At 41.9% G+C, this 16,657-nt stretch carries 15 protein-coding genes, 2 tRNA genes and 1 pseudogene; 5 read left to right on the top strand and 13 right to left on the bottom strand.

What is annotated here, in order from left to right; all coding sequences use genetic code 11:
- Window positions 1–82: 82 nt before the first annotated feature.
- From N482_RS21710 to xerD, 8 genes are all read right to left on the bottom strand, one after another.
- Window positions 83–159, bottom strand: a tRNA-Arg gene (locus N482_RS21710).
- Window positions 160–183: 24 nt separating this feature from the next.
- Window positions 184–276: transfer RNA gene (locus N482_RS21705), tRNA-Ser, on the bottom strand.
- Window positions 277–396: 120 nt separating this feature from the next.
- On the bottom strand, window positions 397–576 hold the full coding sequence (locus tag N482_RS21700) for a hypothetical protein (RefSeq protein ID WP_063373186.1): 180 nt from the start codon (window positions 574–576) through the stop codon (window positions 397–399).
- Window positions 577–825: 249 nt separating this feature from the next.
- Entirely contained in the window at window positions 826–2,367 is a 1,542-nt protein-coding gene (lysS, locus tag N482_RS21695; protein WP_063379053.1) for a lysine--tRNA ligase, read from the bottom strand.
- Between the two features lie 27 nt (window positions 2,368–2,394).
- Window positions 2,395–3,493, bottom strand: a protein-coding gene (gene prfB / locus N482_RS21690; RefSeq protein WP_155730675.1) for a peptide chain release factor 2 whose coding sequence is annotated in 2 segments (ribosomal slippage) — window positions 2,395–3,417 and window positions 3,419–3,493 — 1,098 coding nt in all. Because the reading frame shifts where the segments join, the coding sequence is not laid out codon by codon here.
- Window positions 3,494–3,692: 199 nt separating this feature from the next.
- A complete protein-coding gene (recJ, locus tag N482_RS21685; protein ID WP_063379051.1) occupies window positions 3,693–5,426 on the bottom strand; it encodes a single-stranded-DNA-specific exonuclease RecJ in 1,734 nt (577 codons plus the stop codon).
- Window positions 5,427–5,557: 131 nt separating this feature from the next.
- On the bottom strand, window positions 5,558–6,289 hold the full coding sequence (dsbC, locus tag N482_RS21680; protein ID WP_063379050.1) for a bifunctional protein-disulfide isomerase/oxidoreductase DsbC: 732 nt from the start codon (window positions 6,287–6,289) through the stop codon (window positions 5,558–5,560).
- A 64-nt stretch (window positions 6,290–6,353) separates the two neighbouring features.
- Entirely contained in the window at window positions 6,354–7,238 is an 885-nt protein-coding gene (gene xerD / locus N482_RS21675; RefSeq protein ID WP_063379054.1) for a site-specific tyrosine recombinase XerD, read from the bottom strand.
- Window positions 7,239–7,357: 119 nt separating this feature from the next.
- Between xerD and fldB the strand changes: the two genes are divergently transcribed.
- Complete coding sequence (gene fldB, locus N482_RS21670; protein ID WP_063379049.1) at window positions 7,358–7,879, top strand: flavodoxin FldB; 522 nt, start codon at window positions 7,358–7,360, stop codon at window positions 7,877–7,879.
- Window positions 7,880–7,942: 63 nt separating this feature from the next.
- Here fldB and N482_RS21665 read toward each other — a convergent pair whose 3' ends face one another.
- Together N482_RS21665 and N482_RS21660 are read right to left on the bottom strand one after the other, a co-directional pair.
- A complete protein-coding gene (locus N482_RS21665; RefSeq protein WP_063379048.1) occupies window positions 7,943–8,452 on the bottom strand; it encodes a hypothetical protein in 510 nt (169 codons plus the stop codon).
- A gap of 52 nt (window positions 8,453–8,504) precedes the next feature.
- Window positions 8,505–9,203, bottom strand: a complete 699-nt coding sequence (locus N482_RS21660) for a tRNA1(Val) (adenine(37)-N6)-methyltransferase (RefSeq protein ID WP_063379047.1) — start codon at window positions 9,201–9,203, stop codon at window positions 8,505–8,507.
- A gap of 67 nt (window positions 9,204–9,270) precedes the next feature.
- Here N482_RS21660 and srmB point away from each other — a divergent pair, with 67 nt between their 5' ends.
- Window positions 9,271–10,503: an ATP-dependent RNA helicase SrmB gene (srmB, locus tag N482_RS21655; protein ID WP_063379046.1), complete on the top strand. Its 1,233-nt coding sequence runs from the start codon at window positions 9,271–9,273 to the stop codon at window positions 10,501–10,503.
- Between the two features lie 217 nt (window positions 10,504–10,720).
- Here srmB and N482_RS25795 read toward each other — a convergent pair.
- Window positions 10,721–11,099, bottom strand: a pseudogene (locus tag N482_RS25795) (transposase domain-containing protein); the annotation flags it as partial.
- A gap of 664 nt (window positions 11,100–11,763) precedes the next feature.
- Between N482_RS25795 and N482_RS21650 the strand changes: the two are divergent.
- Window positions 11,764–12,558: a hypothetical protein gene (locus tag N482_RS21650; protein WP_063379045.1), complete on the top strand. Its 795-nt coding sequence runs from the start codon at window positions 11,764–11,766 to the stop codon at window positions 12,556–12,558.
- On the opposite strand, the gene N482_RS21645 is transcribed toward N482_RS21650, so the two are convergent.
- Window positions 12,515–13,690, bottom strand: coding sequence for an MFS transporter (locus tag N482_RS21645; protein WP_063379044.1), 1,176 nt, complete (start codon window positions 13,688–13,690; stop codon window positions 12,515–12,517). The two genes, N482_RS21650 and N482_RS21645, sit on opposite strands and share 44 nt — an antisense overlap.
- 257 nt (window positions 13,691–13,947) lie before the next feature.
- Window positions 13,948–14,727 carry a peroxide stress protein YaaA gene (gene yaaA, locus N482_RS21635; RefSeq protein ID WP_063379042.1) on the bottom strand — a complete coding sequence of 260 codons (780 nt, stop codon included), beginning with the start codon at window positions 14,725–14,727 and terminating at the stop codon, window positions 13,948–13,950.
- Window positions 14,728–15,016: 289 nt separating this feature from the next.
- Here yaaA and tal point away from each other — a divergent pair, with 289 nt between their 5' ends.
- Together tal and N482_RS21625 are read left to right on the top strand one after the other, a co-directional pair.
- On the top strand, window positions 15,017–15,967 hold the full coding sequence (gene tal, locus N482_RS21630) for a transaldolase (RefSeq protein WP_063379041.1): 951 nt from the start codon (window positions 15,017–15,019) through the stop codon (window positions 15,965–15,967).
- A gap of 461 nt (window positions 15,968–16,428) precedes the next feature.
- Window positions 16,429–16,620, top strand: a complete 192-nt coding sequence (locus tag N482_RS21625; RefSeq protein ID WP_063373173.1) for a DUF3545 family protein — start codon at window positions 16,429–16,431, stop codon at window positions 16,618–16,620.
- Window positions 16,621–16,657: the final 37 nt, after the last annotated feature.

Below are 16,657 nucleotides of genomic sequence, written 5' to 3'. Positions count from 1 at the left end.
TCCAGCTGAGCTACGCGTCCGTTATTTCTCGATATTTTAACACTTGAGATGTGCACTCTATATTTAACCACTTGAGTAAAAGTGGCGGACGCGGGAGGATTCGAACCTCCGACCGCCTGGTTCGTAGCCAGGTACTCTATCCAGCTGAGCTACGCGTCCATACAAAGAAAACCATTAAATTAATGGCGGAGGGGGAGGGATTCGAACCCTCGATAGGGCTACAAACCCTATACTCCCTTAGCAGGGGAGCGCCTTCAGCCACTCGGCCACCTCTCCGTCTTTGTGGGGCGTATAATATAGAACAGAAAAAATAAGTCAAACACTTTTCTTGTAAAAAATGACTATATGGTGACAGATTGAGCACCCAGTCTTTTTTTCTAACATCTTGGTTTAAAGCTAGTCATTTCTGGGGGTTGGCTGATCAGAAAACTGACTCAATAAGCGTTGTTTACGATTAAAAACCTCTTCTAAGTAAGAGTCTAAGTATCCGAGCTTTTGAAAGTCAGCAATGCACTGGCGGCAATATTCCCTTCTTGCAGCCTCATGTTTTAATTGTTCTTCATCTAATTCCGGCATAATTCTATGTTTTCTGACGTTTTATTATATGTGATTCATCCTAAATGCACCGACAGTATAGAAATGAGAGATGATATTGCAAACCATGGTACTCAAAGATTTTCGTATTTATTACGGAAACAGAAATGATAACGCGCTGTTTTAGAATAAAAACACAAAATTTATTGAGAAAATTAAAATTATTTTTGAGAAATATCTCACATAGATAAGAGAAAAGCGCCTAAAGGCGCTTTTCTCTTTAATCATTCTTTAATCCGCTTGAGGACGCATATGCGGGAATAAAATAACATCTTTAATTGTTGGTGAGTCTGTAAACAGCATAACCAGACGGTCGATACCAATACCTTCACCAGCTGTTGGTGGTAAGCCATATTCAAGTGCTTGAATATAGTCTGCATCGTAATGCATTGCTTCATCATCACCCGCATCTTTTTCTTCAACCTGACGTGCAAAACGTTCCGCCTGATCTTGTGCATCATTAAGCTCAGAGAAACCATTTGCAAGCTCACGACCACCTACAAAGAATTCAAAACGATCTGTAATGAATGGGTTTTCATCGTTACGACGTGCAAGTGGTGACACTTCCCACGGATACTCAGTAATGAAAGTTGGTTGAATTAGCTTGTGCTCGGCAGTTTCTTCAAAGATTTCACACAAGAACTTACCTGCACCCCAAACACATTTTTCAGGGATCTTGACGTGTACTTTCTTCGCGTAAGCGACTAGCTCATCGAAATGGTTTTCAGGATCTTTAAAGATGTGTGCACTTTCTTCTGCATCTGGACCATATTTGATAATCGCATCAGCCATAGATAAACGCTCAAACTGCTTACCAAAATCGTATTCGATAGTTTCAGTCACTTCACCTTCAGCATCTTTAACTGTATTGATAACTATTGTTGTACCTAGCACGTCTTGCGCAACAGTACGTAACATATCTTCAGTTAAGTTCATTAGGTCTTTGTAATCTGCGTACGCTTGGTAGAACTCAATCATAGTGAATTCTGGGTTATGACGTGTTGAAAGACCTTCGTTACGGAAGTTGCGGTTGATTTCAAATACACGGTCAAAACCGCCAACAACTAAACGCTTAAGGTAAAGTTCAGGCGCAATACGTAGATACATATCTATATCTAGTGCATTGTGATGTGTTACAAAAGGACGCGCGCTTGCACCGCCTGGGATCACCTGTAGCATCGGCGTTTCAACTTCCATAAAGTCACGCTCAGCAAGGAAGCGGCGAATACCTTCAATCACCTTTGAACGAATACGGAAAGTTTCACGCGTATCCATGTTTGTGATCAAATCAACATAACGCTGACGATATTTCGCCTCTTGGTCTGTTAGACCATGGAATTTTTCTGGTAGTGGGCGCAGTGATTTAGTCAGTAGTTCGTACTGAACCATATCTACGTACAAGTCACCTTTACCAGATTTATGTAATGGGCCAGATACACCGATAATGTCACCGATGTCTAATTGACCATACTTCTCTTTTAATGCTTTTTGAACATCTTTTGATGCATATGCTTGAATACGGCCTTTCATATCTTGCAATACAAGGAAAGGGCCACGCTTTGCAAGAATACGACCCGCTACCGACACCTGATGGTCTAATTCAACAAGCTCTTCTTTCGATTTATCACCAAACTTAGCCTGTAGATCAGCCGTATAGTCTTCACGGCGGAAGGTGTTCGGGTGGCCATTGGCATCACAATTCTCACGAATTGCATCCAATTTAGCACGACGCTCAGCAATGAGTTTATTTTCGTCTTGGATTTGATCTGTCATTTTTTAGCTCTTAGTTTAGCTTGTTGATTAAAGGCCTGATTTCAGGCTAGCTTCGATAAATTTGTCTAAGTCACCGTCTAGTACCGCTTGTGTATTACGGTTTTCGACGCCGGTTCTTAAGTCTTTAATTCTTGAATCATCAAGAACGTATGAACGGATTTGGCTGCCCCAGCCAATGTCCGATTTTGCGTCTTCTTGAGACTGTTTTTCAGCATTTTGTTTTTGTATTTCAAGCTCAAACAATTTCGCTTTTAGTTGCTTCATCGCTTGCGCTTTGTTTTTATGCTGTGAACGGTCATTCTGACACTGTACTACAATATTGGTTGGCATATGAGTAATACGGACCGCAGATTCCGTACGGTTTACGTGCTGACCACCAGCACCCGATGCACGATATACGTCAATTCGTAAATCTGATGGATTAATATCTATCTCAATATTGTCATCAATTTCTGGATAAATAAATGCAGATGCAAATGATGTGTGGCGGCGACCCGTTGAATCAAATGGACTCTTACGTACCAGACGGTGCACACCTGTCTCTGTGCGTAACCAGCCATAGGCATATTCGCCAGAAACACGTACGGTAGCACCTTTGATACCGGCTACATCGCCATCTGTAGCTTCTACGATTTCAACTTTAAAACCTTTTGCTTCCGCCCAACGCAGATACATACGCAATAACATATTGCACCAATCTTGCGCTTCAGTTCCGCCAGAGCCAGATTGTAAATCGATGTAAGCATCGTTCGCATCTTGTTCACCCGAAAACATACGGCGAAACTCTAGTTTCTCCAGCTGTGCAACTAAGCCTTCAACTTCTTGCTGTGCTTCAACAAACGTGTCTTCATCTTCGGCTTCTACGGCTAACTCAACTAACCCTTCTGCATCATCAGCGCCCGCAACTAAGTTATCGATTGTCTCAACAATCACTTCAAGTGATGACTTTTCACGCCCTAAAGCTTGCGCTTTTTCTGGCTCATTCCATACTGCTGGGTCTTCAAGTTCGGCATTGACTTCCTCTAAACGCTCTTGCTTTAGAGCATAGTCAAAGGTACCCCCTAAGAAGCTCAGTACGTTCGCGAATTTCCTTGATTTGATTAATCACAGGATTCACTTCAAACATCTGCATTACTCCAATTTACATCTTTGGCTGTTAGCCTGTACTCTGTCCAAAGTCGAAAGAACTATACAGGCTGTCTAAACGGCTAATACTAACAAAAATTACCACCATATATTAGCCCCAAAGTGATAAATTTAAGGGTTTATTCACCAATATTTAGACAAGCGGATTAAAAACACGTTTTATCTATCGAGAACAGGTGTTAAATTGCCTTTACAGCTTGAATCTCACGCACAATTAGCTGTAGTGAAAACTTGCCACGAAACTCATTGATATCTAATTGATATGCAATATCTGCATACTGTGCACTGGTATTTGGCCATGCGCGTAAATCAACATTAAACGCGATTGCATCTACAAGCTTACCTGTCGTATGTTTTAACACGAGCTTGAGATGCTTTTCTCCAACAAGCCGTTGCTGCACCAATTCAAATCGCTCACTAAATACAGGTTCGGGAAATTGTTGCCCCCAAGGCCCAGCTCCTTGCAGTTCGTTAGCAAACTCCATATTGAAACATTCAGGTGGCAATGCACCATCTGTCAACAATACGCTTTGCTTTAATTCATCACTCAGTAAAGTTTCGACTTTAGCTTCAAAGGCAACCTTAAACTTAGCAAAACTTGATTCTTGAATACTCAACCCAGCAGCCATTGCATGGCCACCAAACTTCAGAATTAATTCGGGATTTTCAGTATTAATATGCTCTAGTAAGTCTCGCATATGAATGCCTTCAATAGAGCGGCAAGAGCCCTTCAATTGACCATCATCCCCCTGCGCGAAGATCACTGCGGGTCGATGGTATTTCTCTTTTAAACGACCAGCGAGAATACCAATAACGCCTTGATGCCAATCATCTTGGTATAAACACACCGCATTAGGTACTGCTTGTGTTTTATTACTCAAACGCTCTAGCACCGCTTGCGCTTCTTGTTGCATGCCTTGCTCTATTTCTCTACGCTCATGATTAAGACTGTCTAACTCATTGGCAATCCTTTTGGCTTGATAGTCATCTTTTGCAAGTAAGCAAGCTATGCCTAAACTCATATCATCCAGCCGCCCCGCCGCATTTAATCGAGGAGCCAATGAAAAACCAAAATCACTCGCACTTAATCGACTCATATTGCGATTTGAAACTTCGATTAATGCACGGATCCCGGGGCGTGTTCGGCCATTTTTGATGCGTGCGAGACCTTGAAATACTAAAGTTCGATTATTTGAGTCCAGTGCAACAACATCAGCCACAGTACCGAGTGCTACAATATCCAATAAAGACGCTAAATTGGGCTCTGGACGCCCCGCTTTTTCAAAATAGGTTGCTTCCCTTAAATAGTTGCGCAGCGCTACCAGCAAATAAAATGCGACCCCAACACCGGCAATTGACTTCGAAGGAAACTGACAATCATGCTGATTAGGGTTAATGATTGCGTCGGCATTTGGTAACTGTGTACCTTGTAAATGGTGATCGGTCACGATTACTTTGATACCCGCCTGTTTTACAATATCAATACCTGCGATACATGAAATACCATTATCCACTGTGATCACCAAATCTGGCTTAAGTTGCACTATTTGCTCCGCGAGTGCGGGGCTTAAACCATAGCCCAAACTGAACCTGTCAGGCACAAGGTAATCAACTGATGCAAAACCAAACTGTGGCAACCCCTCCATCAAAACGGCTGTGCTGGTTGCGCCGTCAGCATCAAAGTCACCAACAATAAGAATTCTCTGCTGCGCTTGAAGGGCTATATGCAAAATGTCACATGCCTTAGTAATGTCTTTAAAAAGCTTAAAATCCAGCAAGGTTGCGGCACTGTTATTTAATTCGTCTGATGAGCGCACACCGCGAGCTGCATATAACTGCTTGATGACTGGATGAAGGTTATCTGGTAGATGACTGTCGTCGATACGCGCTCTTGGCTGGATTTTTGTTTGCATAAGTCTATCTGAGTAGTTGAAATTGTTGTTTGAATTCTTTTTAGGCTATCGTCAGTATTTTAACACCCGCCTAACAGGCACAAAAAAAGGCCATACGGCCTTTTTCGCAATTCGCTTATTATACGCGATGATTAAGACTTTGCATTTCTTTCTAGCGCACCAGCAAGGTCAGCTGCTGGCTGATAACCAGGAATAATGCTGCCATCTTCTAGAATGATTGCAGGTGTACCAGAGATGCCAAATTTTTGACCTAACTGATAATGCTCAGCAATCGGTGCACTACAATTTTTAACGTCTTCAACAGGGTTACCAGCTTTCGCTTCTGTTAACGCAGTAGCAGAATCTTTTGCACACCATACATTCATAAGGTCTTCATAGCCTTGGCTTTGTAGACCGCCACGCGGGAATGCCATGTATTTAACCGTAATCCCCGCGTTGAGGTAGTCATCAAGTTCGCGGTGTAACTTACGACAATAACCGCACGTGATGTCCGTAAATATAGTCACCTGATGCTTTTCGTTTTCTGCTTTGTAGACAATCATTGAATCTTGATAGTCTTTCAAACCTTCTTTGCGAACACCGCTCAGTGCATCTTCTGTAAGGTTTTTTCTATTTGCCACATCGATAAGCGCACCTTGCATTAGGTAACGGCCATCATGGCTAGAGTAAAATACACCACGATCAGTAATCACCGTTTTTAGGCCAGGGATTGGGCTATCTGTGATGTCATTCACAGACAGGCCAAGATTTGCCAACGACTGTTGGATTGGGTTAATAGCTAATGTGCTCTCAGTTTTTGTCGCTTCCGTTGCATAAGCTGAAGCGCTTACCGCCAATGCGGCTGCTAAAAATAACTTTTTCATCTTTGTTCTCGTAATTTCGTTCTTAAACTAACCAATAAGACCGGAAAACTTCAAATAAATTCCGTTAAGCTCTTGGATGGTGTTGCTGATGCAACGATTTTAACCGTTCGCTCGCAACATGTGTATAAATTTGTGTCGTTGACAAGTCACTGTGACCCAACATCATTTGTACAACTCGTAAGTCCGCTCCATGATTCAGCAAGTGTGTTGCAAATGCATGACGTAAAGTATGTGGCGATAACGGAGACTTAACGTCAGCCAACATAGCATAGAGTTTGATTCTATGCCAAAAAGTTTGTCGCGTCATACCAATACCACGCTTAGAAACAAACACAAAATCATTGGCATGCTTAACCATTTGTGGCCGACCTACTTTCAAAAACTGTTCTACCCAATGCAACGATTCTTCACCCATAGGAACCATTCTTTCTTTACCGCCCTTACCACGTACTAAGACCACTGCTTGGCGTAAATTAATCTGTTCCATACGTAATCCAACTAGTTCAGTTACCCTCAGACCAGTTGCATAGAGTAATTCCAGCATTGCTTTGTCTCTGAGCCCCATTGCATCTTCTATATCAGGAGCTGACAACAAGGCTTCAACTTCTTGCTCTGTCAAAGTTTTAGGTAAAGACTGGACCGTTTTTGGCTGCGCAATATTCGTCATCGGGCTTTCAGCTACTTTTTGATGAGTAACCCAATACAAATAAAATCGTTTTAAAGCGCTCACAGCGCGCGCTGTACTGCGCGGTTTTAAGCCTAGATCGACTCGATGCGCAAGATAAGCTTCGATATCAGTCGCTGTTACCGCAAATAAATGCTTATCTTCAAGTTGATCACTTACAAAGTGTAAAAACTTTTCCAAGTCATTCTTATATGCCGCAATCGTGTTATCACTAAGACCTTGTTCAAGAAAAAGCATATCCAAAAATGCTTCTATTGGGTCCATCAGCTCATCTTCTGTATTTGATAATGTTTCTTGTTCGTTCACGGGCTGCCTGTATCAATTAATTTAACCTTAGGGTAGACTGCCCCCATATGATAACAGCCATTCAAGTGAAGAATACAATGCAAATCGGGTTATTTTATGGTTCAACAACCTGTTATACCGAAATGGCCGCTGAAAAAATTCAGGAAATTATAGGAAAAGACGTCGTATCGCTGCACAACATCAAAGATGAGCCATTAAAAGGCGCAGAGCAATTCGACTTTGTGATCTTTGGAATTTCTACATGGGACTTTGGTGAACTTCAAGAAGACTGGGAGTCTCATTGGGGTGATATTGACGGTGTAAATTTGCAAGGTAAAACCATCGCACTTTTTGGAATGGGAGATCAGCAAGGGTATGGTCAGTGGTTCCAAGATGCTCTTGGTATGCTGCACGATAAAATTTCACCTCAGGGCGTTAATTTTATTGGCTTATGGCCAAACTCAGAAGAGTACGAATTTGAAGCCTCAAAAGCACTGACCGAAGATGAGTCACAATTTGTTGGTCTTGCACTTGATGAGGACAGCCAATACGACAAAAGCGACGAGCGTATCGCTTCTTGGATTGAGCAAATTATGACGGAATATGCCAATACGCTCTAAGCGGATTCATCTGCGGGCGGTTTCAGCCCGCACTATTCTTGCCTTTCCTGATACACGATTACCTTATGCCCAAGATAATGTTCTGATCCAAGTCGACATACTTGGAAATCCCTGCTGCGGACAAGTCATTTGAAATGCACCGAGTAGCGGATGCCCTATCCCACCTCCATTTTCAAAGGCTTCAATTAAGCTTTCGCTGGCTCCCCTATATCCAGCTTCATGAAAAACAACCTGTAAGGAAAAACCAAGGTGGAGCGCTGCTGCGACAGACCATGCGGTTGCGGCCATTTCCTCTCCCATCATTTGTTGTTTGGGCCGCTGATGCTGCAAGCCTGTTTTATATATATTGCCATCCAAAAGACGGCGCTCAGCGGGCTCACACACAGCGTAATGACCAGCTTCATGTAATATGTCACCTGAGAAGTGAACCTTTTCTAAATCTATTTGCAGCATACCTTTGTTATGCCTAAGACCCGGTAAAAACGTGGCGCCTTCGAGTTGTATAACCTGATAAGGCAAAGCGATCTCGCTTAGAAACTCAAGTATTCGGTTAATTTGTTCTAAATTTGCCATACCACGCTCCTTTACAAGCCATTGAGTACCCTTACTTTAGCATTCTTGCAGACTACATTTTCAAGTAAAATGCCTTACATAAAGAAGTGTATTCATCCGTATACTTACCATACAGATTATAGATACACAAAGTCTCTCTGTATGTTTCGCAAAGATCGGTAGACAGCTCAAACATCAAACGAGAAACGTCTTTGTTAGGCGTTGTTTTTACCTCGCACACCCTAGCTAAATAAAGACTTTTTTGCTCAGCTAGGCTGATAAATGCTCTCCCCTCTTCATAAGGTAAAATGATTGCTAATCGTGCATCAGGCTTTGTAACACGCAAAAATGCGGTTATCAACTCTTCAAAACTCAAACTATCGGTATGTCGAGCCATATTACGACGAGCATCTTCCCCCCTGAGGCTTGATTGAAAATAAGGAGGATTACTGATAACTAAATCAAACTGCTGAGGCGGTTCGAACTGCTGTACGGCTAGCTGTATCAACTCAATTTCCGGCCATGGTGAAGCAGTGAAATTATCTTTCGCATCTAGCGCGGCCTGTTCGTCTATTTCGATGGCGTGAACATGTAATTCTGGTGCCCGTTGCTTCGCCATTAAACTCAGCAACCCAGTACCTGTACCGATATCCAATAAATTTTGCGCATTTGCCAACGATACCCACGCGCCAAACATTATTCCATCGGTTGAAACCTTCATCGCAGCACGGTTTTGGTCAATTTTAAACTGTTTAAATGCAAAGCTTGCCATATTGCACCTTTTAGAAAGCGTCAAGCACACGTATAATTCCGCTATTGTCCTTTATTTGTGATGCATTATGCAATTTTCTGAATTCGATCTTGATGGCAAATTACTTTCTGCCATAAAAAAAATTGGTTATACAACCGCGACTAGCATTCAACAACTCTCAATCCCTGAAGCGCTTTTAGGCAGAGATATTCTGGCCTCAGCGCCAACAGGCACAGGTAAAACAGCCGCTTTCTTGATCCCTGCAATTCAGTATTTGCTCGATTTCCCTAGAAAAGACCCAGGTTTTGCACGTGTATTGATAATGACGCCCACTCGTGAACTAGCTTATCAAGTACATGAGCAATGTCAGGCTCTGGCCGAAAACACGCACTTGCGTATTGGTGTTGTTACCGGTGGTATCAACTATGGTAGTCACAAAGAAATTTTTGAAAAAAATAACGATATATTAATCGCGACTCCTGGGCGGTTAATGGAGTACTTGGAAACTGAAAACTTCCATGCCGACAATGTTGAGCTGTTGGTATTAGATGAAGCTGACCGTATGCTAGACATGGGCTTCAAAAAAGAGATGCTGCGCATTTGTGATGAAGCCAAAAATCGTCGCCAAGGTTTCTTATTTTCAGCGACGTTAGAAGGAGATAGCGTTGAGCTATTCGCCGAACGCATACTGAATGACCCGGCTTTGCTTGAAGCTGAACCTTCGCGTAAAGAAAAAGGTAAAATTCACCAGTGGGTACACCTTGCTGATGATTACAAACATAAACTCACCATACTGACCAACTTGTTACAAAGTGAAGAAGTTGAAAAGGCTATCGTCTTCGTGAAAACTCGCGAGCGCCTTGAGCAATTAATCGGTGAGCTTTATGCCAATGAGATAAAAACGACTTGGCTACGTGGTGAAATGCCACAAGACAAACGCATGTCAGCCATGGCAAGCTTCCATAGTGGTCGTACAAACATCCTTGTTGCTACTGACGTCGCAGCGCGTGGTATTGACGTTCCAGATATCACCCATGTCATTAATTTCGATATGCCAAGAACCGCCGACATTTATGTGCACCGTATTGGTCGAACAGGTCGCGCAGGTAAAAAAGGTACCGCTATTTCATTGGTAGAAGCCCACGACGTGGAAATTTTAGGTAAGGTTGAGCGCTACACTGATCAAAAGCTCAAACGCAGAACGCTTGAAGGGCTGGCACCAAAACACAAAGAAGCGAAGCCACCGAAAAAGAAGAAAGACCCGGCAAAAATTAAAGCTAAAAAGAAAGCCGCAAAAACTAAACCTAAAAAGAAAAAGTAAATAAAAGCCCGGCAAAATATGCAATGCTGTTCACTTTAGAGGAGCAGCTTTGCGATTAACAGGGTAACGGCTTTTATTCATCTTAACGACCCTAGGTCTACTTGGCCTAGGGTGTTTTTCTTTAAATAGTACTGTTAAACCCCCTCTAAGTGCAACTAAACGCTTGGGTGTATTGCCTGGAGAGAGTATTCGCCATCACTTTAAGCTGACTTCCAATGAATAGAACACCATCAACAGCGAGTACTTGCAGCTATCTTGTGGGTAACGCTCTAATCCTCATTTATGGTTACATTGCTTAAAAAGCCATGACATTGCATTTTTACCAAGTCTTTTTCGCACTTCAGTTAAAACACTTTTGGCTAGCAATTTTTCATCTGCTCAGCCTTCGGCACAAATATTTAATCGCCTTGCCACTCCAGCAATAGGTTTATTGCAAAAGCATGGCATACCAACCACTAACCAAAGCACCATATCATTGGGAAGTCTGCTGCCTGTGCAACCCACTCAACAGGAATGTGTTCACAAAATGTAGACAGTTGAGCCAACTCTAGTGATGAATCATCGATAACACCGTTGAACAAATAAGTGTTTGCCATAAAAGGATCCGTAATCAGAAAACTAATTACGGATTTTTCATGACCTTTGGATCGGTCAACTGATCATTTTCTTAATAGATCAGCATTACGCTAAAAGCGGGGGCTTTTTATATGTAACAACTATTAGGTAATCACAGCGCTACAAAAGTTAACCGTGGATATAGGCATAAGATAAGGTTGGGAAGCCAGAAACACAGGAAGCTGTCAGCAGGGACCCAAATTGATACTTTCTTTTGCGTCGCTTGAGCCGATAAAAATATAGCTAGAACAGCATCTGCATTTTTTATCTTTGATGTGTCCCAGCGAGTTGAGTTTAAATGCTTACTTGGGCAATTGGTAGTGCTGTGGACCGCAGACACTAGGTTACCATTTGCATCTCGGACCTTTGGAATATAGATATAACAAATATTATTATTTACGTGACATCATACGTGAGTAATTTGCGTATCAATTTATTTTGAAAAAGTGACTTTAGAAAATAACGCAACGAGAAAGAAAAAACTTATTCTAAACAGTTTCTTTATCCTAGTTTGCTTTTTAATGGTGCATTATATTAGATATTAGAAAAGCAGATACCAGTCTATCCTTGATAAGGAAGTTTATTTGTATAATTCTGCAACATCACTACAATTTAATGACTTTATTCATATAAATACACCAGACCATGGAAGAATATCAAAGAATAACACTAGAGCAATATTTGGCTGAGTTACGCTTAATTGTAGATCTTCGACTTGCCGCCCAATACCCCTACTTTTCGGATAAGCCTTACCCCCTTGGTCGTTGTAAAGAAATTCGAAATACCATGCTGGAGCTACTGCAAGAGCGTCTCGCTATGCCAATCATGCCAGAGCCATTACAAGTATTAGCAAATAAAGTAAGCCTAGGGCACACATTAAAACCCGCATGGGGTTCTTTAAGAGATGAGTATTTCCAAAATGCTATTTTGCTTGGTGACTGGTATCTTGATACAGCCAATGACACTGTGAATCCAAATAAACCACGAGTTGAAATATTGAAGCTACAACAAAGTGGGTTTAGCGCAATTGTCAGCTTTGAGCAGTTTTGCGTAATTGCAAGAAAATACTGGCAAGTTAATATCTATAAAAATGACATTTACCCAGCACTAGCCCCTTTTTTACCCCTCTTGTGTGTCAATGAAAAAGGAGCATGCTGGCTCGCTGCTGCAAACGACGACATGATTGCACTAGCAAGACATTCTCAATTCACCCTTAGTGAACGGATCTTAACAAAACTACCGAGCACACCAAGTACCTTAAAACAACGTTGGTACGCGCATTATTCCGATCTCAAAAACCCGCTATTAGGACACCATTCACTAGACCCCGTAGAGTTTTGCCAGCACTACCGAAATGAGCACAGAGATCAAGACTTGCACTTTCGAGACAAAGTCGTTAAATCTTACCTACATTTGGCTCAGGGAGTGAATAGTTTTTAAACCACAAAGATGCTCCCAGTGCCACGCAAACAATTGGAACTGACCATATATTAAGCGGTTGCCACCCAATCTCACTCTCTAGCCAACCCGCAAATAATGACGACACCACGACCATACTAAACACAAAAAACTCATTTGCTGCTTGTGTTTTAGCTCGCTCATGGGGTTCATAAGTTTGACTAACCAAGGCTGTTGCACTGATGAACATGAAGTTCCACCCAACACCCAATAAAAACAGAGCAGTCATAAAGTGCCAGTGACTCACACCAAGCAAATTTATCACGGCACAGGCCAACATAAATACACAACCCGCCACAATCATATTCACCCCTCTATAACGCTCCACCAATTTGCCTGTAAAAAATGAAGGTAAAAACATGCCAAGCACATGCCACTCAATTACAAGTGCCGACTCAGCCAAATCGAAGCCGTGTCGGTGCATTGCCAAAGGTGTTGCCGTCATCAACAAATTCATCACCGAATAGCTGATCATGCCGATAAGCGCGGCGATAACAAATTGTGGCTGTGAAATGATCTCTTTAATTTTACGCGGAGCCAAAGTGCTTTGTTGTTCTGAGACCTCATTAAACGTCACCATTTGCAGTAAGCATAAGGCAATCAAATATACACAAGTCAGTGCTAAAAAAGAGTTTGCATAATTAATTGCCGGAAAGTGGTGGTTAACCCAAACAGCCAGATTGGGACCCAATACCGCAGCTATCACACCACTTGCCATTATCATTGAAATCGCGCGCGCAGGCTTGTCGCTCGCTTCAATCGCAGCAAAGCGATATAACGTTGCAAAGCCAATACCGACTCCAATCAAAAAAGTCGCAACACAAAACAAATAGAAATGACTTAATGACAGAGAAACAAACCCAATGAATGCGCCAAGTGTGCCTATAACATTACCAAGGCTAAACCCAAGCTTTCGTCCAGTTTTTGCCATAACGAGTGACGCGGGCACTGTCGTCAAGAGCAACCCGAGCATCTGCATTGCAATAGGTAAAGTTGTGAGTGAGGTAGAAGGGCTAAGCATTTGACCCACCAATGCGCTGATGGTCACAAGCAGAATATTGCCTGTTGTCATTAAGCCCTGACAGCAGGACAACAAAAAAACGTTTTTATTCAATCTAACTGTCCCTGCTTTTTAGAAAAGGTAATAAACTCAATACGTATTATGCTTTGGCTTAACAGTACACATGGTCAATTCATCTTGGCAGCGCATTAAGCACTGCCTGATAAGTGGATCTCCTTGAGGGTGATCTTCTCTACACATACCAGTGCAGTTTTGCTGTGTCTGCTGACAGGAAAGCGCTCCTTTGGGCGACATATAAGAAAAGTGGCTACAGCCTTGTAACAGCAATAATAACGCCAGTATGCGTATTTTCACGATTGTTCTGCTCTTAAAAAGACCGGTTCATTGGGCTTAATTGTCGCTTCTTCGCTAAAGTAATAACCGGCAACATCAAATTCTTTTAATGACTCGATATCATTTACTTTATTTTCCATAATATATCTGGCCATCATACCTCGTGCTTTTTTAGCATAAAAGCTGATCACTTTATACTGACCATTTTTGCAGTCTTTAAATATCGGAGTGATAATCTCAGCTTTCAGTGCCTTTTTATCTACCGCTTTAAAATACTCGTTAGACGCGAGATTGATTAATGCACTTGCACCACTTTCGGTCAGTGTTTCATTAAGCTTTTCTGCAATCACACTGCCCCAAAATTCATATAAGTTCTTACCTCGAGAATTTGCCAACTTGGTACCCATTTCAAGGCGATATGCTTGCATTAAATCTAGTGGCTTAAGCACACCATATAACCCCGATAATATGCGCAAGTGTTGCTGAGTATAATCAATAGTTTCTTCAGATAAGGTTTCAGCTTCCAACCCAGCATACACATCCCCATTAAAGGCAAAAACGGCCTGTTTGGCATTGTCCGCTGTAAAAGGCTGAGACCACTGCGCAAATCTGGCTGAATTTAACCCAGCTAATTTATCGCTGATTTTCATTAAACTGCCGATTTCTTGAGGACTTAAATCACGACAGACTGAAATTAATGCTTCGGAATGCGTCAATAACTCAGGAAGGGTGTGACGCTGTGTTGGTGCGCTAGAGTCGTAATCGAGATTTTTTGCTGGTGAAATAACCGTGATCATTGATAGCCTATTGACTTAGATATTTATTAATGTCAATTTCAACACTATCCACAGTGAATCGCAAGCGTAAAATCTTCTGCTCATAGTGTTCAGTTAAACCGCAAGGTAACAGACAACGTCATTACTGTGGAAAACATAACACGCCTTATTATAACAATAACCCAAATTGGCTAGGACATACCTGCTTGTCTCGTTACAAGCGGACATTTGACCTATAAAAGCTGATCACGGTATTGCAACATAGGGTGTGTAATTTATTTATAGCTGCAAAATTAGGAATGAGGACAGCATGACTTCAGCATTAGATAGGCTAAAACAGCATTCATCGATTGTTGCCGACACTGGCGACATCGAAGCGATCCGAAAACATCAACCGGAAGACGCGACGACTAACCCGTCACTTTTATTAAAAGCAGCTCAAACGCCTGCCTATCAGCCGTTTCTAAAACAGGCTTTAGATTACGCTCAATCACAAGAGCAAGACGAGCAAAAGCAAGTTGAGTTGGCGTGTGATTACTTTGCGGTACTGATCGGTAAAGAAATTGCCAATATCGTACCGGGTTACATTTCAACTGAAGTTGATGCACGTTTATCTTTCGATACACAAGCAACGATTGCCAAAGCACAACAGTTACTTGCACTTTACGCTGAGCAAGGCGTAAGTAAAGAAAAGATTTTAATCAAGATTGCTTCCACATGGGAAGGTATCAAGGCTGCTGAAGAGCTTGAAAAACAAGGTGTTAAATGTAATTTAACACTGCTTTTCAGCCAAGCACAAGCACGTGCATGTGCTGATGCTAATGTATTTTTAATCTCTCCATTTGTGGGCCGTATTCTAGATTGGCATGTTGCCAATGGTGTTGATAAGCCGACGGACCCACTGGACGACCCAGGTGTGCAGTCGGTTCGTACAATCTACGACTTCTATAAGCAACACGGCTACAAAACAGTTGTTATGGGTGCAAGCTTCCGTAACACTGGTGAGATCATTGCCCTAACAGGCTGTGACAAACTCACAATTAGCCCTGCATTACTTGAAGAGCTTGGTGATTTGCCAGCAAGCGAAGATTACATGTTAGAAAACAGCGATGAAGTTGCTCAAAAGCCGGCTCCTTTAACTGAAAGTGAGTTCCGTTGGTTACATAACCAAGATGCAATGGCAACCGAAAAGTTGGCAGAAGGCATTCGTGCGTTTGCACACGCTCAAGAAATTCTAGAGTCAGAAGTTAAGTCTCTGTAAAGGCTTTGACCCACACAGAGCCGCAGTAATTTTGACTTCGGCTCTGTGTTACTTTTTGTGTTTAAACTAAGATTTAGACTGAATTTTCATATTCATTTACAAAGCACATTTTTAGACATTCCTGCTGATAATTTCAATACCTCTCCCTTAAGTTAGACATTGTGACAAAGTGCTTTTCCTTTAACAGAAACACTTAAAAATCAATAAAGTATATCTTTAATTTGGCTTTTTTTAGCGACTTTAATGCACGGATTTAAACGCCATAAGTAACATCATTCAATCTGCGACACCCCTCAACGCTGTCATCAAAGCGTCACTTTGTTTTCACTTTAAATACATATTAGTGTTTTATTTTTCTACTGTCTGTGGTATACCAGCATTACTCGAAGTGTGTTTTTCATGCAAATTGGGGTAATGCTAAAGCACATGTTTTGAGGTTAGTACATCAATAGGAGATATTCATGGATAGCCTAGACGATATGATTGAAATAGTAGAAAGTCCTGAACCAAAGAAAAGAGCCTCTTCGAAGGGGAAAAAAAGAAAATGGCGCGAAATTGAAGCGCTAAAAGACAGACAACGCCTTCGAAAGGAACTAGAAGAACTGGATATATTTGCAGACAGTGTCGACCTAGACGAACTCGATTTTATATAACAAAAAGGCGCATATGGCTGTCTCTTGATCACAAGTC

The sequence above is a fragment of the Pseudoalteromonas luteoviolacea NCIMB 1942 genome (assembly GCF_001625595.1).
GTDB lineage: Bacteria > Pseudomonadota > Gammaproteobacteria > Enterobacterales > Alteromonadaceae > Pseudoalteromonas > Pseudoalteromonas luteoviolacea_A.
This window is presented reverse-complemented; position numbering and strand designations above follow the sequence as displayed.